Consider the following 24,250-nt stretch of genomic DNA (forward strand, 5'->3'; position numbering starts at 1 on the left):
CAAAGGATGGAGATATTATGATAAAGGCAGGAATCATCGGGGCAACGGGATATGCAGGAGGAGAACTGGTGCGGATCCTTTCCGGACACCCGGATGTGGAGATTGTATGGTACGGCTCCAGAAGCTATATAGACCAGAAATATGCGGATGTGTACCGCAATATGTTCCGGATCGTGGATGCCGCGTGCATGGATGATAATATGGAAGAACTGGCAGAGGAGGCGGATGTGATCTTCACGGCCACGCCCCAGGGATTCTGTGCATCAGTGATCAGTGAGGAGATCCTTTCCAAGACAAAGATCGTGGATCTGAGTGCGGATTTCCGGATCAAGGATGTGAAGACTTATGAAAAATGGTATGGCATCGAGCATAAAAGTCCGCAGTTTATCGAAGAAGCGGTATACGGACTCTGCGAGGTGAACCGGGAGGACGTAAAATCCGCAAGACTGGTGGCAAATCCGGGATGCTATACGACCTGTTCGATCCTGACGGCCTATCCGCTTTCCAAGGAAGGGCTGATCGATATGAATACGCTGATCGTAGACGCCAAGTCTGGCACGTCCGGAGCAGGAAGAGGCGCCAAGGTGCCAAACCTTTTCTGCGAGGTCAATGAAAATATGAAGGCCTATGGCGTGACCACCCACCGTCATACACCGGAAATTGAAGAACAGCTTTCCTATGCATCCGGGGAACCGGTGATGATCAATTTCACGCCTCACCTGGTGCCTATGAACCGCGGGATCCTGGCAACAGAATATGCATCCTTAAAGGAGAAGGTGACGGCAGAAGAAGTGATGGCCATCTATCAGAAATATTATGGAAACGAATATTTTATCCGCCTTTTAGGAGCGGGGGCCTGCCCGGAGACCAAATGGGTAGAGGGAAGCAACTTTGTAGACATCGGTTTCCAGATTGATGAGAGGACGAACCGGATCGTCATGATGGGAGCCATTGATAACCTGGTAAAAGGCGCGGCCGGACAGGCGGTGCAGAACATGAACCTGATGTTTGGACTGCCGGAGCAGGAGGGATTAAAGCTGGTTCCGCTGTTTCCATAATTCATGCGGAAGAAAACAGGATGTTACATTAGAATCCGGGATAAGGAGATACATATGTTAAGAGTAATGACGATAGATGATTATGATCAGGTATACGCACTCTGGAAGACCATCAAAGGCTTTGGGATCCGGAGTGTAGACGATTCCCGGGAGGGGATCCGAAGGTTCCTTAAGCGCAATCCTTCTACCAGCGTGGTGGCAGAAGAAGATGGAAAGATCGTGGGAGCCATCCTCTGTGGTCACGACGGGAGGCGGGGCTGTCTTTACCATGTGTGCGTAGACCCGGCTTACCGGATGCGGGGGATCGGGAAATCCATGGTGGTGTTTGCCATGGAGGCCTTAAAAAAAGAAGAAATCAATAAAGTGTCTCTGATCGCATTTACGAAAAATGATATCGGGAATGCCTTTTGGAAAGAAATCGGCTGGACAAAGAGACAGGATCTGAACTATTATGATTTTACATTGAATGAAGAAAATATCACTGCATTTATACAGTAAAAGGAGGAGTTACTTATGGAGATTATTACAGGAGGAGTAACCGCGGCGACAGGCTTTGAGGCTGCAAGCACCGCGGCAGGGATTAAATATCAGGACAGGACAGATATGGCGCTTGTATACAGCCAGGCGCCCTGTGTGGCAGCGGGAACATTTACCACCAATGTCGTAAAGGCGGCGCCGGTGAAGTGGGACCGGCAGGTGATCGAAAGCGGTGTCCCGGTGCAGGCAGTGATCGTAAACTCCGGGATTGCCAATGCGTGTACCGGAGAGGAGGGCTTCGGATACTGCAAGGAGACGGCCGAGGCGGCGGCAGAAGCACTGAATATCCGTGCAGAAGGTGTAACCATTGGTTCCACCGGCGTCATCGGGATGCAGCTTCCTATCGAGAAGGTAAAAGCAGGGATTCGGGTACTGGCTGAGAAGAAAAACAGTTCCCTGGATAATGGCACGGATGCAGCCAGAGCCATCATGACCACGGACACCTGTGAAAAAGAGCTGGCAGCGATCATTAAAGTAGGAGAAAAAACAGTGACCATCGGAGGCATGGCAAAGGGCTCCGGCATGATCCATCCAAATATGTGCACCATGCTGGCGTTTATCACCACCGATGCGGTAATAGGAAAAGATACGCTTCAGAAGGCATTGAGCGAGGATGTAAGGGATACCTACAATATGATCTCTGTAGACGGAGATACTTCCACCAATGACACCGTGCTTCTTCTGGCCAATGGAATGGCGGAAAACGAAGAGATCCAATATGGCACGCCGGAGTATGAAGAATTTGTAAAAGCCCTCCACGTGGTCAATGAGTATCTGGCAAAGAAGATTGCCGGAGACGGAGAGGGGGCGACTGCGCTGTTTGAGGTAAAGGCAGTGGGATGTGAGAGTGTGGAGCAGGCGAAGACCCTGGCAAAGGCAATCGTATGTTCCAACCTGACAAAGACGGCCATTGCCGGACACGATGCCAACTGGGGACGGATCCTGTGTGCTATGGGCTATTCCGGGGCACAGTTTGATCCGGAAAAGGTAGACCTTTTCTTTGAAAGCGAGGCAGGGAAGATCAAGATCATTGAAAACGGTACGGCTGTAGCTTACAGTGAAGAGGAGGCGACAAAAATCCTGTCTCAAAAAGAAGTGACGGCTATCGCAGATGTAAAAATGGGAGAGTTCACTGCTACGGCCTGGGGATGTGATCTTACTCATGGATACATTGATATCAATGCGGATTACAGAAGCTAACAAACAGACTTAAGCAAACAGACACGTCAGGAAGGAAGCGGATAATTATGAATAAGAGCATGCAGAAATATCTGGATAAGGCGGAGGTGCTGATCGAGGCGCTGCCCTATATCCAGCGGTTTAACCGGAAGATCATTGTAGTAAAATACGGCGGCAGCGCCATGGTGGATGAGACCTTAAAGGAGCGGGTCATCCAGGATGTGACGCTTTTAAAGCTGGTAGGATTTAAACCGATCATCGTTCACGGAGGCGGCAAAGAGATCAGCAAATGGGTAGGCAAGGTCGGTATGGAGCCGGAGTTTGTAAATGGACTGCGTGTGACCGACGAAGCGACCATGGAACTGGCGGAGATGGTGCTTGGAAAAGTGAACAAAAGTCTGGTGCAGCTGGTGGAGAGCCTGGGAGTGCGTGCCATCGGCATCAGCGGAAAAGACGGGAAGCTTCTGACGGTGGAGAAAAAATATGCAGACGGTGAGGACATCGGGTTTGTGGGAGATATCAAGAAGGTCAACGGCGACATTTTGTATGATCTTCTGGAAAAGGATTTCCTTCCCATCGTATGTCCGGTGGGGCTGGATGATGAATACCAGACCTACAACATCAATGCGGATGATGCGGCCTGTGCGATCGCAAGGGCCATGAAGGCAGAAAAGCTGGCTTTCCTGACGGATATTGAAGGGGTCTATAAGGATCCGGATGATCCGGAAACCCTGATCTCAGAGCTTCGGGTATCCGAGGCGGAGGAACTGATGGAGCAGGGATATATTGGAGGCGGAATGTTGCCGAAGCTTCAGAACTGCATTGATGCGATCGAGAACGGGGTATCCCGGGTGCATATCCTGGACGGACGGATCCCGCATTGCCTGCTGCTTGAGATCTTTACGAACAAAGGAATCGGCACGGCAATTCTGAACGATGAAGAGGAACGGTTTTACAGCGGAGAATAAGAAAACGGAGATGATACTATGATGAATCCATATATGCAGGAAACGGAAAAAGCACTGGTACATACTTATAACCGGTTCCCGGTGATTTTTGAAAAGGGAGAGGGCGTCTACCTTTACGATACCGAGGGAAAGAAATATCTGGATTTTGCGGCCGGGATAGCAGTCTGCGGCCTGGGGTACGGCAATCCGGAACTGACGGCAGCTGTTAAAGAACAGACAGAACTTCTCTGGCATACTTCCAACCTGTTTTATAATGCTTCCTGCGGGACCGCGGCAGAGGCCCTTAAGAAGGCTTCCGGTATGGACCGGGTATTCTTTACCAACAGCGGGACGGAGGCCAATGAAGGAATGTTGAAAGCGGCAAGGAAATATGCCTGGAAGAAGAAAACCGGAAGGTACGAGTTTATCGCCATGGAAGGTTCTTTCCACGGACGGAGCATGGGAGCTTTGTCGGTGACGGAGCATGAGGCTTACCGCACGCCTTTTGAACCGCTGATCCCGGGAGTGAAATTTGCAAAATTCAATGATCTGGACAGCGTAAAAGCACTGATTTCTGATAATACCTGTGCGATCATCCTGGAGCCGATCCAGGGAGAGGGCGGGATCAATATGGCGGATCCGGAGTTTTTAAAAGGAATCCGAAAACTCTGTGACGAGGAAGGAATCCTGCTTCTCTTTGATGAGATCCAGTGCGGCATGGGACGTACCGGCCAGATGTTTGCATGGCAGTATTATGGCGTAAAGCCGGATATGATGTCCATGGCCAAAGCTATCGGAAGCGGCGTGCCGGTGGGGGCCTTTGCCATGACAGAGGATGTGGCAAAAGATTCTCTGGAGCCGGGAGACCACGGGACCACCTATGGTGGGAATCCGCTGGTATGTACGGCTGTTGCAAAGACGCTGGAAATTTTCGAAAAAGAGCGCCTGACGGAACATGTAAAGGAGATCGGAGCCTATCTGGAAGAGAGGCTTGATGAGCTGGCAGCCTCAGAAGACACAGTGCTGGAACGAAGAGGGACCGGATTGATTCAGGGCATCCGGCTAACAAAGCCTGCCGGTGAGGTGACAGCCCGGGCAATGGAAGAAGGACTGGTAATTATCACGGCCAGAAGCGATGTGATACGCTTCGTGCCGCCTATGGTCATTACGAAAGAGCATGTGGATGAAATGATCGAAAAGCTGAAAAAATCATTATAGGAATCCCGGAAGGACATAAAACCCCGGTCATTGGAGATACTAGCCGTAAAAAATGAGGAGGTATCGGAAGATGATCGGGTTTTTCATTGCAGTTTTATCAGGAGCGCTGATGAGTGTACAGGGAGTGTTTAATACCCAGGTGACGAAGACCACCGGCATGTGGGTCAGCAATGCCTGGGTCCAGTTCAGTGCACTGCTTTTATGTCTTGTGGCCTGGCTTGTGGCCGGAAGGGACAGCTTCGGGGCTATCGCCAAAGTGGAGCCCAAATACGTACTGCTTGGCGGTGTGATCGGCGCCGGGATCACCTGGACGGTGATCAAGAGTATGGCGCAGCTTGGGCCGGCGAAGGCGGCGTTTTTTATTGTTATGTCCCAGCTGATCGTTGCATATCTGATAGAGGTGATGGGACTGTTCGGTGTGGAGAAGGAGCCGCTGGAGTGGCGTCGAGTCGCAGGTATGGTGATCGCACTGATTGGAGTTGCAATTTTTCAGTGGAAATAGTACAATAACTTTATCTAGGCATAAGCAGGGTGTTTGCAGTTCCGACAGACTGTAAAGGAGTAGATTATGCCAGGAAAAGGGAATAAAAGCTTAAGTTTTGCAGCCTTGGCTGCATTATACCTGTTGTTGTGTGTGGGCTCTCTTTGGGGATGTTCGCTGCAGCAGGAGGAACAGGTATTGGAGGAAGCAAAGATACAGGAAGCTGATGCCGGAGAGGAGGATTCCCCGGAACCAGAGGAATCAGCGGCCGGGGAGAATGAGGGAGAGGACAGCGCTCCCGGCGGACAAAGCGGCCGGGTAGTGGTCCATGTCTGCGGCCAGGTGGCGGCTCCGGGAGTCTATGAACTTGCCGAAGGGAGCAGGATCTATGAAGCCATTGAAGCGGCTGGAGGAGTAAACGGCCAGGCTGCTCCGGAGGGGCTGAACCAGGCGGCTTGTGTGGAAGACGGCCAACAGATCTATGTGCCTTCGGTCCAGGAACTTCAGGATAACAGCTTCACGGCGGCCGGAGATTCCGGCGCTGCAGAAGACGGAAGAGTGAATATCAATACAGCTCAGGCAGAAGAGCTGATGACGCTTTCCGGAATCGGAGAGGCCAAAGCCGCGGCTATCATCCAGTACCGGGAGGAAAATGGAGGCTTTCAGAGCATTGAAGAGCTGATGGAGATCAGCGGAATCAAAGAAGGTGTATTCGAAAAAATAAAAGATCAAATAAAAGTATAACAGGGGAGAGCTTTTATGAGCAGACATGTATTGGTGGTAGATGATGAAAAGTTAATTGTAAAAGGCATCCGTTTCAGTCTGGAGCAGGACGGGATGGAAGTAGACTGTGCCTATGACGGTGAGGAAGCACTTAAGCTTGCCAGGGAGAATCACTATGATATGATTCTTCTGGATGTGATGCTGCCAAAGCACGACGGCTTTGAAGTATGCCAGCAGATCCGGGAGTTCTCGGATGTGCCGATCATCATGCTGACAGCAAGAGATGATGATATGAATAAGATCCTGGGGCTGGAGTACGGGGCCGACGATTACATTACCAAGCCCTTTAATATCCTGGAAGTGAAGGCAAGGATCAAGGCGATCATGCGGCGTACCGGACGGCGGGAACAGGACCGGAAAGGCACAAGGCTAATCGTCAAAGGAGATATGAAAATTGACTGTGAGAGCCGGCGGGTAGTGATCGCTGAAAAAGAGATCAATCTGACGGCCAAGGAATTTGACCTTTTAGAGCTTCTGGCCACGAACCCGGGCAAGGTATACAGCCGGGAAAATCTTCTGAACATTGTATGGGGATATGAGTACCCGGGCGATGCAAGAACGGTGGATGTACATATCCGGAGGCTGCGGGAGAAGATCGAGGCTAATCCGAGTGATCCAAAATATGTCTATACAAAATGGGGTGTTGGTTATTATTTCAGGGGTTAAAAAATATCTTACGAATCATATACTGGGAAGTCTCCGGTTCCGGATCATTCTTCTGATGGTCCTGGCCGGTGCGGTCCCGGCGATGATTATGCAGGCTGTGATCCTGAACAGCTACGAGGCGCGGGCGGTTGATGTACGGACCGCCGAGATACAGAATCAATGTACAATTCTATGCAATCAGCTTGGCAGTACTGGCTCTCTGAATGGCCGGGCTGCTGAATCTATCCGTACAGAGCTGGTACAGATGTCCAATATTTACGATGGACGCGTGCTGGTGATCGATCGGAATTTCCAGGTGGAAGAAGATACATACGATATGGATATCGGGAAGACGATTGTTTCTGCAGACGTGATCCATTGTCTGGAAGGGACAGGGACCAGCAATTATGATGAAAAGAATTCCTATATCGAAGTGACAGCGCCGATCTTTGACGCATCCGGGGAGACAGTGCTGGGCGTCCTGCTGGTCAGTGTCTCCACGGATTCTATTGAGGATAATCTGTCCGTGCTGGATGGGAAAGCTGATGTGGCCTGGGTTACCATGATACTGGTGGTGCTGGTGTTGGCGTTTCTCCTGGGATTTGTGATGACCAGACCTTTCCAGAGGATCACGCGGTCGATTTCTGCGGTTACAGAAGGGTATGACGATCATTATCTCAATGAAAATGCTTATACAGAGACGAGGGCGCTGTCGGAGGCATTTAATAAGATGCTGGGAAGGATGCGTATCCTGGATGATTCCAGAAATGAGTTTGTCTCCAATGTGTCTCATGAGCTGAAAACACCGCTGACCTCTATGAAGGTGCTGGCGGACTCTCTCTTGTCTCAGGAAGAGGTGCCTCCGGAGCTTTATAAAGAGTTTATGGGCGATCTTTCGCAGGAGATCGAGCGTGAGAATAAGATTATTAATGATCTTCTGTCTCTGGTGAAGATGGATAAGACAGCGAATACTATGAATATCACGTCGGAGAATATTAATGCACTGGTGGAACGGATCCTGAAGCGGCTGCGGCCTATTGCGGCAACCCGGAATATTGAAGTAGTATTTGAGAGCTTTCGCCCGGTAACGGCAGAGGTGGATGAAGTAAAGCTGACGCTGGCAATCTCCAATCTGGTGGAAAATGCCATTAAATATAATAAAGAAGACGGATGGATCCATGTATCGCTGAATGCAGACCACAAATATTTCTATCTGGAAGTAGCGGATTCAGGAATCGGAATCCCGGAGGAATCTATGGAGCACATTTTTGAGAGATTCTACCGGGTTGACAAGTCCCATTCCCGGGAGATCGGAGGGACAGGACTTGGTCTTGCTATTGCAAGGAGTGCGGTGGTCATGCATCGCGGTGCGATCAAAGCTTACAGTCAGCTGGGTGAGGGAACTACGTTTGCGGTCCGGATCCCTCTGACATATGTGTTATAAAGGGAGGGCATTATGAAAAGGAACGAGCGTATGATCTGTCTGGTCATGACGTTTCTGTTATGTCTGGGACTGGCGGCCGGATGTGGACGGGAAGAGGAGACGGATCCGGCGCAGATCGAAGGGACCTATCTCTGTTTTGTGAATAATGACGGGGACGGACTGGTCAGAGAGGAGTATGAGATCAAAGGCGATTCGACAGAGGAAGAGATCGAAGATGTGCTTCGGGCTATGAAAGAAGAGCCTGATTCTATCGACTATAAAAGCGCATTTCCGGAGAATGTACAGGTTACAGAGTGGAGTCTTTCTGACGGAAAGCTCAGCCTTACCTGCAGCGATGGCTATCTCAGGATGTCAGGGGCAGAAGAGGTGCTGCTTCGGGCTGCGGCAGTGGAAAGTCTGTGTCAGATATCCGGCGTGGAATCAGTTGCATTTTTTATAGGGGAAAATCCGCTTACAGATTCAGACGGTAACGAGATCGGCTATATGATGCCGGATGACTTCGTGCAGAATACGGGCTCTACGCTGCACTCCTATCAGGTGAGGGATCTGACGCTGTATTTTGCAAATGAAAAGGGAGACGCACTGGTCCCGGAGACGGTCAGTGTAAGATATAACAGTAATCTGTCAGTAGAAAAGCTGATCGTGGAACAACTGATCAAAGGGCCTTCGCGGGAAGGAGAGAGGGCAGTGGTTCCGCCGGAAACACAGGTGCTGGGAGTATCCAGCCGTGACGGGATCTGTTATGTGAACCTGGATCAGGAATTTTTAAGAGGGGTATCGGGAGTGGATCCCGAAGTGGCGGTCTATGCGATCGTAAATTCCGTGATCGAGGGAGGCGGTGCCAGCCAGGTACAGATCCTGGTAAGCGGGGAGACAGATGTCTCCTATATGAATCGTGTGACGCTAAGCAAACCGTTGACCAGAAATCTGGATATCGTGGAGGAAACAGATTCTTGAAAAACAGACCGCTGCTTGGCTTTTGCCTTGCCCTGCTTGCAGTGATCATTCTGGCGGTGACGGTCGGAGAAGAAAGGTGTATCCCGCATCTTCGGCTGTCGCCGATGGAAAAATATATAAAAGATGGCGGACGGGTACAGGTTCTTGGAACTGTTTATCAGACAGAACAGAAGAATAAAGTCCAGGCAATTTATCTTAAAAACAATTCTATCCGGGGCGGAGACGCCTCGTTCTTTGAAAATCGGATCCTTGTCTATGCAGACCCCAGAATACAGATAAAAATCGGAAACCAGGTATTAATAAAAGGGGAGGCGGCATTTTTTGATGCTGCGCGCAATCCTGGTAATTTTGACCAGAAGCGGTACTATCAAAAAGAGGATATCCATAGTCTGGTATGGGCAGATGAGATAAAAATCTCAGATGGAACGGTATGGCCTTTCCGAAACTGGCTTCATGCCTTTCGTCAGGAATGGAAAGATCTTCTGGTAAGATATATGGGAGAGAAGGAAGGAACTGCCCTGGCTGCCATGATGCTGGGAGAAAAGTCAGGGATGGATGCAGAAGTAAAGTCCCTGTATCAGGCCAGCGGTATCGGGCATATTCTTGCCATATCCGGCCTGCATCTTTCCTTTCTTGGTGTTGGGGCCTACCATATCTTGCGGAAGGTATCAGGATCCTTTGGCCCTTCCGGAGCGGTGGGGATAGGTCTGCTTTTTGTATACGTGCTGATGATCGGCCTGACGGTATCTGTTGTCCGCTCCCTTATCATGTTTCTGTTCCGCGTAGGTGCAGATATTACAGGGAGGCATTATGACGCACCGACGGCACTGGCTGTATCCGCAGCCGTAATCCTATGCTGGAGGCCTCTTTATCTTTACGACGGAGGATTCTGGCTTTCCTTTGGAGCAGTTCTTGCTATGATCCTTCTTCTTCCGGAATTTCAGGGACTTCCCTGGCAGGGATTGTGGGCCAGCCTTTGCGTCAATATAGTTCTGCTGCCGGTTCTTCTATACTATTTCTATGAGTTCCCAGTTTATTCTACGTTTCTGAATCTGCTGATCATTCCTCTGACGTCGGCTCTTCTGGTGCTTGGAATGACGGGAAGCCTTCTGAGCCTTGTGTTTCCGGCGGCAGGAGTTCCTGTGCTCATGCTTTGCAGATGGATTCTCCTCATATTTGAAAAGAGCTGTGAATTTATGCTGGCTCTCCCGGGAGCCAGAGTGGTGGCAGGAAAGCCTGCTTTATGGCAGATGGCCGTGTATTATGCGGTGATCCTGATGGTCTTCCTGTTATGGAAACAATACGGGAAATGGCAGATCCTTTGTCTGTATGTGATTGGCATATTGTGCCTTTTCTGGCGGCCGCTGGAGGGGAATGGAGTCTCTGTTACCGTTCTGGATGTGGGACAGGGCGACAGTATTTTTATCCGGGGGCCGGACGGCGGCGCCTATCTGGTGGACGGCGGCAGCAGCGACGTGGGAAGTGTGGGCCAGTACAGGATAGAGCCTTTTTTAAAGTCCAGAGGCGTGGGAACCCTGGACTACGTATGGGTGACCCATGGGGACGGGGATCATCTGAATGGTCTGGAGGAGCTTTTAAGACGACAAAGCACAGGCGTCAGGATCAAAGCGTTGATACTGCCGCCCCGAAAAGTGTGGGATGAAGCCCTGACCAAGCTTGGGAAACTGGCAGAAGAGGAAGGAACGGCTGTTTATACTATGGAAAAAGGGCAGATGATAAAGGAAGGGGATCTTTCCGTTACCTGCCTGGCACCTGGACAGGGAAAGGAGGGGGAAATGGTTGAACCGGGAAATGAAGCTTCTCTGGTGTTGGCTCTTCAGTATCAGGGATTTGACATGCTGCTTACCGGCGATGTGGAAGGGGCAGGAGAAGAGATGCTGACAGAGACGCTTAAGGCAGAATATGCCGACACGTCCTGGGAGGTGCTGAAAGCGGCGCATCACGGCTCGAAAAGCTCCACCGGCGAGAACTTTCTGAAAGCTGCCGGGCCTTTATATGGCCTGATTTCAGCCGGCAGAGACAACCGTTATGGACATCCCCACCCGGAGACACTGGAAAGATTTTATAAGTCGGGGACAAAGATACTATCCACACAGAACCTGGGGGCTGTTACCATACAAGTGGTTGAATTTGAAATGAAAATTCAGTATACTATAGAGAGGACAGACTGACGTCTGTACATAGAGGTGCAGATGCACGACAGAAAAGAGGGAATTAAAAATGACATATCAGGAAGTATTAGAAAATGCAAGAACATGTATCGGCCCGTTTTGCAAGGCCTGTCCGGTCTGCAACGGAAAAGCCTGCGGCAACAAGGTGCCGGGCCCGGGTGCAAAAGGCACCGGGACGGTAGCGATCCAGAATTATGACGCATGGCAGAAGATCAGTATCAATATGGATACTATCTGCGAGAATAAACCGGTGGACACCACATTCGAACTTTTTGGACAGACCTTCAAGTATCCGATCTTTGCCGGACCGGTGGGGGCTATGAAGCTGCACTATGGCGACAAATATGACGATCAGGAGTACAACAGTATTCTGGTATCCGCCTGTGCGGACGCGGGGATCGCGGCGTTTACCGGAGACGGGACCAATCCGGCGGTGATGGAGGGAGCGACCCAGGCTATCAAGGCAGCAGGCGGAAAAGGTATCCCTACGATCAAGCCCTGGGATATCAATACCTTAAAAGAAAAATTTGCGCTGGTGAAGGATTCCGGTGCTTTTGCGGCGGCCATGGATATTGACGCGGCAGGGCTTCCGTTCCTGAAAAACCAGACACCTCCGGCAGGAAGCAAGTCTGTAGAGGAGCTAAAAGAAGTGGTGCAGGCAGCAGGCGTGCCGTTTATCCTGAAAGGGATCATGACAGTGAAAGGCGCCCTGAAGGCAAAAGAAGCCGGCGCATCTGCCATCGTGGTATCCAACCACGGCGGACGTGTGCTGGATCAGTGCCCGCCGACAGCTGAGGTGCTGCCGGAAATCGCAGAAGCTGTAGGAAAAGACATGAAGATCTTCGTAGACGGAGGTATCCGTTCCGGCGTAGATATTCTGAAGGCCCTTGCGCTTGGCGCGGATGCGGTCCTGATCGGCCGCCCGTTCGTGACCGCGGTATACGGCGGGGCAGAAGAAGGCGTTTCGGCGCTTGCGGAAAAGCTTTCTTCAGAACTTGCTGACGCAATGGCAATGTGCGGGGTTCATTCACTTTCAGAGATCACGAGAGATGTGGTAAGGTAATGCATGAAAAGCTTAAATGAAGACATTAAGTCAGGAACATTTAAACAGGCCTACCTCCTTTATGGGGAGGAGGCCTATTTAAAAAAGCAGTATAAGGATAAGATTACAGCCGCCATGTTCCCAGACGGGGACAGGATGAATTATGCTTATTATGAAGGGAAAGGGATTAATCCGGGAGAGCTGATCGATCTGGCGGAGACGATGCCTTTTTTTGCGGACCGCAGGCTGATCGTAGTGGAAAACTCCGGCTTTTTCAAAACTGCAACTCCGGAGCTTGCCGATTATATCAAGAACATGCCAGAGACGGCATGTTTTCTGTTTGTGGAACAGGAAGTGGACAAGCGGGGAAAGCTTTATAAGGCGGTGAAGGATAAAGGCCGCGTAGCAGAACTTGGGAGACAGGATGAAAAGACCCTGCTCTACTGGATCGCAGGAAATATGAAGCGGGAAGGAAAGCAGATCAGGGAATCTACCGCCCGGTACCTGGTGAACCGGACCGGGACAGATATGGAAAATCTGGAGCAGGAAATGGAGAAGCTGCTTGCCTATACCCTGGGACGGGATGAGGTGACGGTAAAGGATATTGATGAGATCTGCACCACGCATATCAGCAGTCAGATCTTTGCCATGGTAGAGGCGGTGGCCGTAAAGAAGCAGAAGCAGGCACTGGACTACTATTATGACCTGCTGGCGCTGAAGGAACCGCCGATGCGGATCCTTTATCTTCTGGTCCGGCAGTTTAAGCTTCTTATGGAGGTAAAGGATCTTTTGCGCCGGGGATTTGATAAGTCCCAGATCGCAAAAGAGGCAAAGCTCCATCCCTTTGTGGCCGGAAAATATATGCAGCAGTGCCGGGCGTTTTCAACGGAGGAGCTTAAGGGAATCCTGGAGGAGGCCGCAGATACGGAAGAACAGGTAAAGACCGGGCGATTAAACGACCGGATGAGCGTAGAACTTTTCATTGTAAAGAACAGCGGGATGTGATATACTACGCTGTGCAAAAATGATGAACGGAAAGGGAAGAAGATAGGTGGCAGGAATAGAGCAGAAAAATATTCGGAATTTTTGTATTATTGCACATATCGACCATGGAAAGTCCACACTGGCAGACCGGATCATTGAAATGACCGGCCTTTTGACCAGCCGTGAGATGCAGTCCCAGGTTCTGGACAACATGGAGCTGGAACGGGAGCGTGGGATTACGATCAAGGCACAGGCTGTGCGGACGGTCTACCAGGCGAAAAATGGAGAGGAATATATTTTCAATCTGATCGATACACCAGGACATGTGGATTTTAATTATGAGGTATCCAGGAGCCTGGCTGCCTGTGACGGCGCCATCCTGGTGGTGGACGCGGCGCAGGGTGTAGAGGCGCAGACTCTGGCGAACGTGTATCTGGCACTGGATCATGACCTGGATGTGATGCCTGTGATCAATAAGATCGATCTGCCAAGCGCTGATCCGGAGAGGGTCATTGAAGAGATCGAGGACGTGATCGGAATTGAAGCAGAGGACGCCCCCAGGATCTCGGCAAAGACCGGACAAAATGTAGAAGATGTGCTGGAGCAGATCGTAGAGAAGATCCCGGCTCCCGAGGGAGACCCGGATGCGCCGCTTCAGGCACTGATCTTTGACTCTCTTTATGATTCCTATAAGGGCGTGATCGTGTTCTGCAGGATTAAGGAAGGTACTGTAAAGAAGGGGACGCCGATCCGGATGATGGCGACAGGAGCAAAGGCTGAAGTAGTGGAAGTGGGCTACTTTGGAGCCGGACAGTTCATCCCCTGCGACGAGCTTTCTGCAGGAATGGTTGGCTACATCACTGCCAGCCTGAAAAATGTAAAAGATACCCGGGTGGGCGATACCATTACCAACGCTGCCCATCCGTGTGCAGAGCCTCTTCCGGGATATAAGAAGGTTAACCCAATGGTGTACTGTGGTATGTATCCGGCGGATGGGGCCAAATATCCGGACCTCAGGGATGCGCTGGAAAAACTGCAGCTCAATGACGCTTCTCTCCAGTTTGAACCAGAGACGTCCATCGCCCTGGGCTTTGGATTCCGGTGTGGTTTTCTGGGGCTTCTTCATCTGGAGATCATCCAGGAAAGACTGGAGCGGGAGTACAACCTGGACCTGGTGACAACGGCTCCGGGAGTTATCTATAAAGTATATAAGACCAATGGTGAAGTGATCGAACTGACCAATCCTTCCAACCTGCCGGATCCTTCAGAGATCGAATATATGGAGGAGCCCATTGTAAAGGCAGAGATCATGGTGACGTCTGAGTTTATCGGGGCTATCATGGAGCTGTGCCAGGAAAGAAGAGGCGTCTATGACGGGATGGAATATATTGAAGAGACCCGTGCGGTTCTGCGGTATCATCTGCCGCTGAATGAGATCATCTATGATTTCTTTGACGCGCTGAAATCCCGGTCAAGAGGCTATGCCTCTTTTGATTATGAGATGGATGGCTATGTACAGTCGGATCTTGTGAAGCTTGATATTCTGATCAATAAGGAAGAAGTGGACGCATTGTCCTTCATTGTTCATGCGGATACGGCTTACGAGCGGGGCAGGAGGATGTGTGAGAAGCTGAAAGAAGAGATTCCGAGACAGCTTTTCGAGATTCCGATCCAGGCGGCGATCGGCAGCAAGATTATTGCCAGAGAAACTGTGAAGGCTATGCGCAAGGACGTGCTGGCCAAGTGCTATGGCGGTGATATTACCCGTAAGAAGAAGCTGCTGGAAAAGCAGAAGGAAGGAAAGAAACGGATGCGCCAGGTGGGAAATGTAGAGATCCCGCAGAAAGCATTTATGAGCGTATTAAAGCTGGATGATAAATAATGAAACCTTTAGAACTATATCTTCATATCCCGTTTTGTGTACAGAAATGTAAATATTGTGATTTCCTGTCGGCACCTGCATCTATGCAGGAACGGCAGGATTATGTGTGGAGCCTTTGCCAGAAGATCCGGTCTTACCGGGAGCTGGCGAAGGCTTATCATGTTATCAGCATCTTTATTGGAGGAGGCACGCCCTCGCTCCTTGAGAGTTCCCAGATGATGGAAATCGTAAAGGCTCTCCGGGAGACTTTTTTCCTGGATGGAGACATGGAATTTACGGTGGAAGCTAATCCTGGAACGCTGACAATGGAAAAGCTTCATACATACAGAAGCCTGGGCGTCAATCGGCTGAGCCTGGGGCTTCAGTCTGCGAAAGACGAGGAGCTTAAGTGTCTGGGGAGGATCCACAGCTTTGCAGATTTTCTGGAAAGCTATCAGATGGCAAGAAGAGCAGGATTTGCGAACATCAATGTGGATCTGATGTCCGGGATCCCGGGGCAGACCCTTCCGGGCTGGGAGGAAACGCTTCGGAAGACGGCGGAGCTTGGCCCGGAACATATCTCGGCCTATGGCCTGATCATTGAGGAAGGAACGCCCTTTTATGAGATGTACGGGGAAGACGGAAAAGACCGGGCACAGCACGAGGGAGAACTGCCGGATGAGGAGACGGAACGCCTGATGTATCACCGGACCCGGGAGATCCTTGAGGAATACGGGTTCACCCGGTATGAAATATCCAATTATGCAAAGCCGGGGTTTGCATGCCGGCATAATCTGGGGTACTGGGAGAGGACCGAGTATCTGGGTATCGGAACCGGAGCCGCCTCTCTGATTGGAAACCAGCGCTGGAATGAGGGGGGAGAAAAGATTACATTGTCCGGAAAGGATCAGATGGAAGAGTATATGTTTCTGGGACTCCGGAAGATGGAAGGAGTTTCAAAAGCGGGATTTTCCAGGATTTTTGGCTGTGAAATAGAGGCTGTGTACGGAGATGTGATCCAAAAAATGTGCGAAAAAAATCTCCTGGAAATATCCGGAGATTTTATACGGCTGACGGATTTTGGAATTGACGTCAGCAACTATGTGATGAGCGAGTTCCTGTTATAAAAGCTGAGCCATGATGGCTGCGTAGATTTCCTCGTTTTTTTGCTGCCAGTTGTTGGCAATGGTCTCGGCTTCGCTTTCGGTAGGGGCAGTCACTGTCAGGTCGATCAGAGGAACCCCCTGCTCCAGGACCTGGCAGCGGACTGAGTATTCCCGGTTGGTGTTGCGGTAATAATCTGATTTTACCGAGACCTCATTTTTTAATTCGTATTTCTTTTCCTTCAGGAAACCGTCGATATCGTTCTGGATTGCCGGGGAAATATCATTTTTAAAAAAGCGGAGAGTCTCGGCGCCGTCTTCTGTCAGATGGTAGAAGGTGCGGCTGTGGGTAGACTCCTCCCGGATAAACCCGGATTCCGTCAACTCAGAAAGCGCCTGCTGAAGCTTAAAGTAGGTAGTATAGCCTTCGTCAAGGATAAATTCTGAGATCTGCGAGTTTGTCAGCGGAAAATCCACCTTATTGAGCATGTACAAAATGATCAGTTTGTATAATTTAAATGTTGATGTCATAGTGAAAATCCTTTCCCTGCCACAGGTCCTGCTGTTTCAGATATTGGTTCAGACGGTTCAGGACCTGTCGTTTGTTGCCGGACCATTCCGGTGCGATCAGAAGAGATTTCGGTCCGTCTCCGGTCAGCCGGTGAACGGTGATGTCCGGGCGGAGAAGGCATAAGGCCTGTCCGATAATCTCAATATATTCCTCCATGGCGGGCAGCCAGAAGGGCTCTTTTTCGTAGAGCTTTGCAAGATCCGTGTGCTTCAGTACGTGAAGAAGCTGGAACTTGACGCCCTGGATATCCATGGTGTTCAGATAACGGACGGTATCTAAGAACATATCCGGATCTTCGCCGGGAAGTCCCAGGATGGTGTGTACGATCACCGGGATTCGGCGTAAGCGAAGAGCGCGGACGGAAGCTTCAAATACAGGAAGCTCATAGCCTCGGCGGATCAGCTGCGCCGTCTTTTCGTGGATGGTCTGGAGACCCAGTTCGATCCACACTGGTTTGATGCGGTTGAACTCTGTCAGAATATCCAGCACCTCTTTATCCAGGCAGTCTGGCCTGGTTGCGATAGAAAGGACGCGGATATCCGGATGGGAAGCAGCCTCCTGATATACGGCCCGCAGACGTTCCGGAGGGGCATAGGTATTGGTATAGGCCTGGAAATAGGCGATGTATCCGTTGCCCTTATATTTGGAGGCGGTCTGAGCCTTACCCTTCTCAATCTGTCCGGTGATGGACAGAGCCCGGTCTGAGGCAAAATCACCGGAACCTCCCTGGCTGCAGAAGATACATCCCCGGGTGCCTATCGTACCGTCCCGGTTAGGACAGGTCATCCCGGCATCCAGTGAGATTTTATAAAGTTTTTCTCCGAAAACTGTCTTCAGTTCGTAATCCAGAGAATGATACCGTTTTTCGTTCCATTGCTTTTTCATATCTGCCATTAATCATACCATTACAAATCCGGCATTTCAATAAAAAAAGGACTTTAAAAAAGGAGATTGTTGTAGTATAATACGTATATGTTTTATTCAAGTCGTATCGACATTGTATCCCGAACCTATACAAAAAATCAAAAACAAAACGAAAGAATAGAAAATAAGTAAGAAGTGGAAAGAAAGGATAGAAATCATGAGAGAGAAATATGAATCGCTTCCTTTGGCGACTCTGAAAGACCTTGCAAAGGCGAGAGGGCTGAAAGGTGTTTCCGGCATGAAAAAAGCGGAGGTTATTGAACTGATGCTGGAGGAGGACGAGAAGGAAAAGCAGGCTGAAAGAGAGACGGTCAAGGAGATGTCAGCTAATACCGGCGATAAAGATATTCATGACATTGATAAGCTGGACAGCGGTATTAAGGCCCACGGCATCCTGGAGGTGCTTCCGGACGGATACGGATTTATCCGCAGCGCTAATTATCTGCCGGGAGAAAATGACGTTTATGTGTCTCCCTCTCAGATCCGTAAGTTTAATCTGAAGACTGGCGACATCCTGGAGGGACACACGCGGATCAAGACTCAGCAGGAGAAGTTCAGCGCTCTTTTGTATCTGACAAAGATTAATGAAATCGATCCGATGAAGGCGGTCCGCCGGTCAAATTTTGAGGACATGACTCCCGTCTTCCCCAATGAAAGATTACGTCTGGAGTCCGGAAGGACAAGTACAGCCATGCGGATCGTAGATCTTCTGTCCCCCATCGGCAAAGGACAGAGGGGAATGATCGTATCCCCGCCAAAGGCTGGTAAGACAACGCTGTTAAAACAGGTGGCCCTGTCTGTGAGAAAGAATAATCCGGAGATACACCTTCTGATCCTGCTGATCGACGAGCGTCCGGAGGAAGTAACAGATATCAAGGAGACGATCGAGGGGGATAATGTTGAGGTTATTTACTCAACCTTTGATGAGCTTCCGGAGCACCACAAACGGGTCTCTGAGATGGTGATCGAGCGGGCCAAGAGGCTGGTGGAACATAAGAAGGATGTCATGATCCTTCTGGACAGCATCACCAGACTGGCCAGAGCTTACAACCTGACAGTTCCGCCGTCGGGAAGGACACTGTCAGGTGGTCTGGATCCGGCAGCTCTCCATATGCCGAAGCGTTTCTTCGGTGCAGCCCGGAATATGCGGGAGGGAGGAAGTCTGACAATCCTTGCAACAGCTCTGGTAGATACCGGAAGCAAGATGGACGATGTGATCTATGAGGAATTTAAAGGAACCGGCAACATGGAGCTGGTGCTGGATCGCAAGCTTTCCGAGAAGAGAATGTTCCCGGCTGTAGACATCCCGAAATCCGGAACCAGAAGAGAAGATCTTCTCCTTTCTCCGGAAGAGCAGGAAGCGGTGGACACTATGCGCCGTGCCCTCAATGGCATGCGTGCGGATGAGGCGGCTGACAACATCTTAAATATGTTCAGCCGGACCAGAAATAACGCAGAATTAATACAAATGGTAAAAAAGACGAAATTAATCTAGACAAGAATTGACATTTATGCTATGATAATATAGCTGTTTAGAAAATGAACATTGATCGCACTTTAAAGTGCAGATGACAAAATAAAGAAGAGGTGAAAATCATGAAAGAAGGAATCCATCCGGCATATCATCAGGCAACTGTAACTTGTAACTGTGGAAACACATTTGTAACAGGATCCACAAGCGAGGACATCCACGTGGAGATCTGCTCCAAATGCCATCCGTTCTATACCGGACAGCAGAAAGCTGCACAGGCTCGCGGCCGTGTAGATAAGTTCAATAAGAAATACGGAATGGGCAAATAAGCTTACAAGAGACGGGTTGAGGTTTTATGAATCTCAACCCATTTTTGTGTGCGACCGAAACGGAGCGGAGACCACCTTGCGGCAATGCCGTGGGGGAGCGAGGTATCGCGGTGATCGGGGAGGAAAGGCAATTATGAAGTCATCAAATATCGGGGGTCAGGCGGTTCTGGAAGGCATTATGATGAAGCATAAGGATGAGTATGCGGTTGCGGTAAGGAAGCCTGACGGCGAGATCATAGTTGAAAAGGATACCTACCGCAGTATTGTGGGTAACGCAAAAAAGCTGACACAGATCCCTTTTATCAGGGGCATCTTTAATTTTATTGATTCTATGGTCTTAGGCATTAAGACACTGACCTTTTCTGCCTCTTTTTTTGAAGAGGAAGAGGAGCAAAAAGAACTGACCCAGGAAGAGACTGAAAAGCAGGAAAAAATGGAAAAGTGGCTGATGCGAGGCACGGTGGCTTTTTCTGTCGTGATCGCGGTGGCGATTTTTATGGTGCTGCCCTATTTTCTCTCGTCCTTTCTGGAATCCCGGATCCCATCTTATCATGTCCGGACGGTGATCGAGGGATTTATACGGATCGGGATTTTTATCCTGTACGTTCTTCTGATCTCCCGGATGAAGGATATCCAGAGGACGTTTATGTATCATGGGGCAGAGCATAAATGTATCAACTGTATTGAGCATGGGCTGCCGCTGACAGTGGAAAATGTCCGGAGCAGTTCCAGGCAGCACAAACGGTGCGGTACCAGCTTTTTATTTTTCGTACTGGCTATCAGCATTATTTTGTTGTTTCTGATCCAGGTGGAGTCCACCGGGATGCGGGTGCTGGTCAGGATCCTGCTGCTTCCGGTGATCGCGGGCATTTCTTATGAGGTGTTGAAGCTGGCGGGAAATACAGACAATCCGGTAATCAATGTTTTAAGTAAACCGGGGCTTGCGATCCAGAAGCTGACGACAAAAGAACCGGACGACCGCATGATCGAAGTGGCGATCCAGGCGGTGGAAGCAGTTTTTGATTGGAGAGCTTATGAGCGGGAAAATTTTGACACTGCAGATGATTTATAAAGAGGGGGCGGAAACACTGGAGCATGCGGGGATCCCAGACGCGAAACTGGATGCCTGGTATCTTTTGGAGTATGTGACAGGAATCAGCCGGGCTTCTTATTTTGGTGATCCGAAAAGAGAAGTGCCGAAGGAACAGGCAGAAAGTTACCGGGAAGTCATTCTCCGGCGTGCCGGACATATTCCGTTGCAGCATATTACCGGGGAACAGGAGTTTATGGGATATACTTTTCTGGTAAATCCAGATGTACTGATTCCCAGGCAAGACACAGAAACATTAACAGAAGAAGCATTAAAGTTTACCAAGCCTGGCATGAAGGTTCTGGACATGTGTACCGGATCCGGATGTATCCTGATCAGTCTGCTGAAATCGTGTCCGGGACTTAAAGGAACCGGCTGCGATATATCGGAAAAGGCGTTAAAGATGGCCAGAGAGAACGGCCGCAGGCTTCAGGTAGAAGCCTCCTGGATCCAAAGTGATCTTTTTGAACAGATTTCGGAGCGCTTTGACCTGATCGTGTCCAATCCTCCCTACATCCGTACCGGAGTGATAGAAGAACTGCAGGAGGAGGTCCGCCTCCATGATCCATGGATCGCATTGGACGGGAAGAAGGACGGGCTGTATTTTTATCGCAGGATTATTGCAGAAAGTACAGGCTATATCCGGGATAATGGAGCGATGATGTTTGAGATCGGCCATGACCAGGCAGAGGATGTGGTACGGCTGATGGAAGAGGCCGGATATACACAGATACGGGTGAAAAAAGATCTGGCGGGTCTTGACCGCGTGGTGACAGGAAGGTACAATAAAAGATAGTGTCTGAAGAGGACTATGAGCAAGGAGGAAGAAGCATGTTTGATAAATTAGAAGATCTGGTTGTCCGTCTGGAAGAGATCTTAAGCGAACTGCAGGAACCGGATGTGGCAAATGACCAGGAACGTTTCCGCAGATTGATGAAAGAACAAAATGATCTGACGCCGATCGTAGAGGCATATAATGAATATAAATCCTGCAAGCAGGCAATCGAAGACAGCCTGCAGATGCTGGAGGAAGAATCTGATGAGGAGATGCGGGAGCTTGCCAAAGAAGAACTGAATACCTCAAAGGTAAGAGTGGAAGAGCTGGAGCATGAACTGAAGATCCTGCTGCTTCCAAAAGACCCGAATGATGAGAAGAACGTTGTCGTAGAGATCCGTGCAGGTGCCGGCGGAGATGAAGCTGCCCTGTTCGCCGCAGAGATCTATCGTATGTATCTTCATTATGCGGAGAGCCAGCACTGGAAGGTAGAACTGGTAGAATGTGAGGAGATTGGTATCGGCGGCATGAAGAACGTGACCTTTATGATCAACGGGAAGGGAGCTTATTCCGTGATGAAATACGAGTCCGGCGTACACCGGGTACAGCGAGTGCCTGAGACGGAGTCCGGCGGACGTATCCATACCTCTACCATTACCGTGGCCGTAATGCCGGAGGCGGAGGATGTGGATATCCATATTGATGAAAAAGATATCCGTATCGACGTTATGCGTGCATCCGGAAACGGCGGACAGTGCGTCAATACGACTGACTCTGCGGTACGTCTGACCCACTACCCGACCGGTATCGTGATCTACAGCCAGACGGAGAAGTCACAGCTGCAGAATAAAGAAAAGGCCTTCGCGCTGCTGCGTGCAAAACTCTATGATCTGGAGTGCCAGAAGCGCCATGATGCAGAGGCAGAGGCAAGAAAGAGCCAGATCGGAACCGGAGACCGTTCCGAAAAAATCCGTACCTATAATTTCCCGCAGGGCCGTGTCACCGATCACCGTATCGGCCTGACCCTGTATAAACTGGATAAGATCATGAACGGCGATATTCAGGAGATTATCGACGCCTGCATCGCCGCAGATCAGGCCGCAAAACTCGCAAATATGAACGAATAGCACGAACGCAAAAGCAGAAAGGGACTCTGGAACCATGCTTGCATGGGATTCAGAGTTCCTTTTTGCTTTTATGTGAGTCAAACGAACACCGAGGTGAAGCGAAGCGGAGTCGAGGAGGCGTTCGTGCTATTCGAGACATGTGAGTGTAAACGAACACCGAGATGGAGCGAAGCGGAGTCGAGGTGAGCGTTCGTGCTATTCGAGACATGTGAGTGTAAACGAACACCGAGATGGAGCGAAGCGGAGTCGAGGTGAGCGTTCGCCGTTTATTCGAAGGCGAAGCGGAGTCGAGGAGGCGTTCGTGCTATTCGAAGGCGAAGATAATCTGATTGACATATACCTGGACAGCCTGCTATAATTCATTCATATCAAAATTTCTAAAAGTTTCAATTTTTATCACCCGCAGAGTCTGCGGAACATTTCAGCGAAAAGAGTAAACATGCAATGAAAAGTCATGGCTGTTCTAAGAGTCTTTGTTTTCTTAAAATCTCCTTGGCTTTTCAGACAAAAAGCAATACAATGAAAGGAGAAACGAATGGGAAAAAAGAATATTGAAGAACTGAACCTAATGGATGATTTCCTTATGGGAAGCGTACTGAGTTATCCGGTGGTGGGCCCGGAGGTTTGCCGTAAAATGATATCTATTATCCTGCACCGGGAAATCCGGGAGGTCCGGATCGTTCCGCAAAAGGCATATTTTGGAGCTGATACGGACAAGCACGGGATCCGGCTGGATGTGTATGCCGAGGAAGCACGGGAAGAAGACGTGGACACGGTGTATGATATTGAACCGGATAAAAGCAGTAAAGGAGAGATGCGTCTTGCACTCCCCAGACGGACCCGCTTTTATCATGCCAAGATTGATGCGGACAGTCTGGCGTCAGGGGAAGACTATGCACAGTTAAAAAACGTTACAGTCATTTTTATCTCTCCCAATGATCCTTTCGGGCTGAAGCGTATGATATATACGATAAAAAATACCTGTGTGGAAGAGCCGGATATGCCATACGAAGATGGGATGCAGACGCTGTTTCTTTATACAAAAGGCAGCAAAGGGAATCCGCCGGAGGAGCTCCGGAGACTTTTACGTTATCTGGAAGATTCCAGAGAAGAAAACGCCCAGGATGAGGATCTTAAAGAAATCCACCGGATGGTTCAGCAGGTCAAGAGGGACAGGGAGGTGTCACTGGAATATATGAAGATTTATGAACGAGAGCGTATGATTAGGGAAGAGGGCCGGGAAGAAGGATATGCGAGCGGAGGGGAAGCAGCGAAGATCGGGATCATCCGCAGAAAAGTGGAAAAGGGGTTTTCTGCCCCAGAGATTGCGGAAATGTTAGAGACAGAAGAATCGTATGTCAATGAAGTGATGCATTTGCTGGAGGAAAATGAAGGAGCATCCGATCTGGAAATTGCCAGGAAGAAGCTGGGAATAGAAGAGGACGAATAATACATAGAAGATAATGAGAAAAAGTGCAAATTTAGCAAAAAGTGCATGATACGCACAGTAATCTATGAGTATCATGCACTTT

General features: G+C 49.8%; 23 protein-coding genes. 21 read left to right on the forward strand and 2 right to left on the reverse strand.

Annotation, left to right across the window (positions count from 1 at the left end; all coding sequences use genetic code 11):
* Positions 1-17 precede the first annotated feature (17 nt).
* From argC to hemW, 15 genes are all read left to right on the forward strand, one after another.
* Positions 18-1,058 carry an N-acetyl-gamma-glutamyl-phosphate reductase gene (argC, locus tag BKD12_RS13875; RefSeq protein ID WP_070090071.1) on the forward strand — a complete coding sequence of 347 codons (1,041 nt, stop codon included), beginning with the start codon at positions 18-20 and terminating at the stop codon, positions 1,056-1,058.
* Positions 1,059-1,112: 54 nt separating this feature from the next.
* Positions 1,113-1,556, forward strand: coding sequence for a GNAT family N-acetyltransferase (locus tag BKD12_RS13880; RefSeq protein ID WP_070090072.1), 444 nt, complete (start codon positions 1,113-1,115; stop codon positions 1,554-1,556).
* Between the two features lie 15 nt (positions 1,557-1,571).
* Positions 1,572-2,795: a bifunctional glutamate N-acetyltransferase/amino-acid acetyltransferase ArgJ gene (argJ, locus tag BKD12_RS13885; protein WP_070089945.1), complete on the forward strand. Its 1,224-nt coding sequence runs from the start codon at positions 1,572-1,574 to the stop codon at positions 2,793-2,795.
* Positions 2,796-2,842: 47 nt separating this feature from the next.
* Positions 2,843-3,742: an acetylglutamate kinase gene (gene argB, locus BKD12_RS13890; RefSeq protein WP_070089946.1), complete on the forward strand. Its 900-nt coding sequence runs from the start codon at positions 2,843-2,845 to the stop codon at positions 3,740-3,742.
* 21 nt (positions 3,743-3,763) lie between these two features.
* Positions 3,764-4,939, forward strand: coding sequence for an aspartate aminotransferase family protein (locus tag BKD12_RS13895; protein ID WP_070090073.1), 1,176 nt, complete (start codon positions 3,764-3,766; stop codon positions 4,937-4,939).
* A 70-nt stretch (positions 4,940-5,009) separates the two neighbouring features.
* A complete protein-coding gene (locus BKD12_RS13900) occupies positions 5,010-5,441 on the forward strand; it encodes a DMT family transporter (protein ID WP_070089947.1) in 432 nt (143 codons plus the stop codon).
* Positions 5,442-5,507: 66 nt separating this feature from the next.
* Positions 5,508-6,164 (forward strand): ComEA family DNA-binding protein, encoded by a 657-nt coding sequence (locus BKD12_RS13905; protein WP_070089948.1) that lies wholly within the window; start codon positions 5,508-5,510, stop codon positions 6,162-6,164.
* A gap of 15 nt (positions 6,165-6,179) precedes the next feature.
* Complete coding sequence (locus BKD12_RS13910; RefSeq protein ID WP_070089949.1) at positions 6,180-6,869, forward strand: response regulator transcription factor; 690 nt, start codon at positions 6,180-6,182, stop codon at positions 6,867-6,869.
* Entirely contained in the window at positions 6,826-8,292 is a 1,467-nt protein-coding gene (locus BKD12_RS13915; protein WP_070089950.1) for a sensor histidine kinase, read from the forward strand. The genes BKD12_RS13910 and BKD12_RS13915 overlap by 44 nt, the downstream gene beginning before the upstream one ends.
* Positions 8,293-8,304: 12 nt before the next feature.
* Positions 8,305-9,249: a GerMN domain-containing protein gene (locus tag BKD12_RS13920; protein ID WP_070089951.1), complete on the forward strand. Its 945-nt coding sequence runs from the start codon at positions 8,305-8,307 to the stop codon at positions 9,247-9,249.
* On the forward strand, positions 9,246-11,441 hold the full coding sequence (locus tag BKD12_RS13925) for a DNA internalization-related competence protein ComEC/Rec2 (RefSeq protein ID WP_070089952.1): 2,196 nt from the start codon (positions 9,246-9,248) through the stop codon (positions 11,439-11,441). Before BKD12_RS13920 ends, BKD12_RS13925 begins: the two co-directional genes overlap by 4 nt.
* Positions 11,442-11,490: 49 nt before the next feature.
* Positions 11,491-12,504 carry an alpha-hydroxy-acid oxidizing protein gene (locus BKD12_RS13930; RefSeq protein ID WP_070089953.1) on the forward strand — a complete coding sequence of 338 codons (1,014 nt, stop codon included), beginning with the start codon at positions 11,491-11,493 and terminating at the stop codon, positions 12,502-12,504.
* Positions 12,505-12,507: 3 nt separating this feature from the next.
* The gene (holA, locus tag BKD12_RS13935) at positions 12,508-13,488 is read left to right on the forward strand and encodes a DNA polymerase III subunit delta (RefSeq protein WP_070089954.1); all 981 of its coding nucleotides are present in this window, start codon (positions 12,508-12,510) and stop codon (positions 13,486-13,488) included.
* A gap of 46 nt (positions 13,489-13,534) precedes the next feature.
* Positions 13,535-15,349 (forward strand): translation elongation factor 4, encoded by a 1,815-nt coding sequence (gene lepA / locus BKD12_RS13940; RefSeq protein WP_070089955.1) that lies wholly within the window; start codon positions 13,535-13,537, stop codon positions 15,347-15,349.
* Positions 15,349-16,455 (forward strand): radical SAM family heme chaperone HemW, encoded by a 1,107-nt coding sequence (hemW, locus tag BKD12_RS13945; protein ID WP_070089956.1) that lies wholly within the window; start codon positions 15,349-15,351, stop codon positions 16,453-16,455. The genes lepA and hemW overlap by 1 nt, the downstream gene beginning before the upstream one ends.
* On the opposite strand, the gene BKD12_RS13950 is transcribed toward hemW, so the two are convergent.
* Positions 16,450-16,962 (reverse strand): DUF4364 family protein, encoded by a 513-nt coding sequence (locus BKD12_RS13950; RefSeq protein WP_070089957.1) that lies wholly within the window; start codon positions 16,960-16,962, stop codon positions 16,450-16,452. The two genes, hemW and BKD12_RS13950, sit on opposite strands and share 6 nt — an antisense overlap.
* Complete coding sequence (locus BKD12_RS13955; RefSeq protein WP_070090074.1) at positions 16,946-17,887, reverse strand: tRNA modification radical SAM protein MnmL/YtqA; 942 nt, start codon at positions 17,885-17,887, stop codon at positions 16,946-16,948. The genes BKD12_RS13950 and BKD12_RS13955 overlap by 17 nt, the downstream gene beginning before the upstream one ends.
* A gap of 196 nt (positions 17,888-18,083) precedes the next feature.
* Here BKD12_RS13955 and rho point away from each other — a divergent pair, with 196 nt between their 5' ends.
* From rho to BKD12_RS13985, 6 genes are all read left to right on the forward strand, one after another.
* Positions 18,084-19,421 (forward strand): transcription termination factor Rho, encoded by a 1,338-nt coding sequence (rho, locus tag BKD12_RS13960; RefSeq protein WP_070089958.1) that lies wholly within the window; start codon positions 18,084-18,086, stop codon positions 19,419-19,421.
* A gap of 101 nt (positions 19,422-19,522) precedes the next feature.
* On the forward strand, positions 19,523-19,726 hold the full coding sequence (rpmE, locus tag BKD12_RS13965) for a 50S ribosomal protein L31 (protein ID WP_070089959.1): 204 nt from the start codon (positions 19,523-19,525) through the stop codon (positions 19,724-19,726).
* Between the two features lie 133 nt (positions 19,727-19,859).
* A complete protein-coding gene (locus BKD12_RS13970; RefSeq protein ID WP_070089960.1) occupies positions 19,860-20,798 on the forward strand; it encodes a DUF1385 domain-containing protein in 939 nt (312 codons plus the stop codon).
* Complete coding sequence (prmC, locus tag BKD12_RS13975; protein WP_070089961.1) at positions 20,761-21,612, forward strand: peptide chain release factor N(5)-glutamine methyltransferase; 852 nt, start codon at positions 20,761-20,763, stop codon at positions 21,610-21,612. Before BKD12_RS13970 ends, prmC begins: the two co-directional genes overlap by 38 nt.
* A 35-nt stretch (positions 21,613-21,647) precedes the next feature.
* Positions 21,648-22,718, forward strand: coding sequence for a peptide chain release factor 1 (gene prfA, locus BKD12_RS13980; protein WP_070089962.1), 1,071 nt, complete (start codon positions 21,648-21,650; stop codon positions 22,716-22,718).
* A 535-nt stretch (positions 22,719-23,253) separates the two neighbouring features.
* Positions 23,254-24,168, forward strand: a complete 915-nt coding sequence (locus BKD12_RS13985) for an Rpn family recombination-promoting nuclease/putative transposase (RefSeq protein ID WP_070089963.1) — start codon at positions 23,254-23,256, stop codon at positions 24,166-24,168.
* Positions 24,169-24,250: the final 82 nt, after the last annotated feature.

This window comes from Merdimonas faecis (assembly GCF_001754075.1).
Lineage (GTDB): Bacteria > Bacillota > Clostridia > Lachnospirales > Lachnospiraceae > Merdimonas > Merdimonas faecis.

Coding starts and splice junctions, on each gene's coding strand:
- rho (WP_070089958.1), top strand. CDS start 18,084: ATGAGAGAGAAATATGAATCGCTTCCTTTGGCGACTCTGAAAGACCTT.
- BKD12_RS13905 (WP_070089948.1), top strand. CDS start 5,508: ATGCCAGGAAAAGGGAATAAAAGCTTAAGTTTTGCAGCCTTGGCTGCA.
- holA (WP_070089954.1), top strand. CDS start 12,508: ATGAAAAGCTTAAATGAAGACATTAAGTCAGGAACATTTAAACAGGCC.
- BKD12_RS13895 (WP_070090073.1), top strand. CDS start 3,764: ATGAATCCATATATGCAGGAAACGGAAAAAGCACTGGTACATACTTAT.
- prmC (WP_070089961.1), top strand. CDS start 20,761: ATGAGCGGGAAAATTTTGACACTGCAGATGATTTATAAAGAGGGGGCG.
- BKD12_RS13930 (WP_070089953.1), top strand. CDS start 11,491: ATGACATATCAGGAAGTATTAGAAAATGCAAGAACATGTATCGGCCCG.
- argC (WP_070090071.1), top strand. CDS start 18: ATGATAAAGGCAGGAATCATCGGGGCAACGGGATATGCAGGAGGAGAA.
- BKD12_RS13950 (WP_070089957.1), bottom strand. CDS start 16,962: ATGACATCAACATTTAAATTATACAAACTGATCATTTTGTACATGCTC.
- BKD12_RS13910 (WP_070089949.1), top strand. CDS start 6,180: ATGAGCAGACATGTATTGGTGGTAGATGATGAAAAGTTAATTGTAAAA.
- BKD12_RS13900 (WP_070089947.1), top strand. CDS start 5,010: ATGATCGGGTTTTTCATTGCAGTTTTATCAGGAGCGCTGATGAGTGTA.
- BKD12_RS13985 (WP_070089963.1), top strand. CDS start 23,254: ATGGGAAAAAAGAATATTGAAGAACTGAACCTAATGGATGATTTCCTT.
- BKD12_RS13920 (WP_070089951.1), top strand. CDS start 8,305: ATGAAAAGGAACGAGCGTATGATCTGTCTGGTCATGACGTTTCTGTTA.
- rpmE (WP_070089959.1), top strand. CDS start 19,523: ATGAAAGAAGGAATCCATCCGGCATATCATCAGGCAACTGTAACTTGT.
- BKD12_RS13880 (WP_070090072.1), top strand. CDS start 1,113: ATGTTAAGAGTAATGACGATAGATGATTATGATCAGGTATACGCACTC.
- hemW (WP_070089956.1), top strand. CDS start 15,349: ATGAAACCTTTAGAACTATATCTTCATATCCCGTTTTGTGTACAGAAA.
- argB (WP_070089946.1), top strand. CDS start 2,843: ATGAATAAGAGCATGCAGAAATATCTGGATAAGGCGGAGGTGCTGATC.
- prfA (WP_070089962.1), top strand. CDS start 21,648: ATGTTTGATAAATTAGAAGATCTGGTTGTCCGTCTGGAAGAGATCTTA.
- BKD12_RS13970 (WP_070089960.1), top strand. CDS start 19,860: ATGAAGTCATCAAATATCGGGGGTCAGGCGGTTCTGGAAGGCATTATG.
- BKD12_RS13915 (WP_070089950.1), top strand. CDS start 6,826: ATGTCTATACAAAATGGGGTGTTGGTTATTATTTCAGGGGTTAAAAAA.
- argJ (WP_070089945.1), top strand. CDS start 1,572: ATGGAGATTATTACAGGAGGAGTAACCGCGGCGACAGGCTTTGAGGCT.
- BKD12_RS13955 (WP_070090074.1), bottom strand. CDS start 17,887: ATGAAAAAGCAATGGAACGAAAAACGGTATCATTCTCTGGATTACGAA.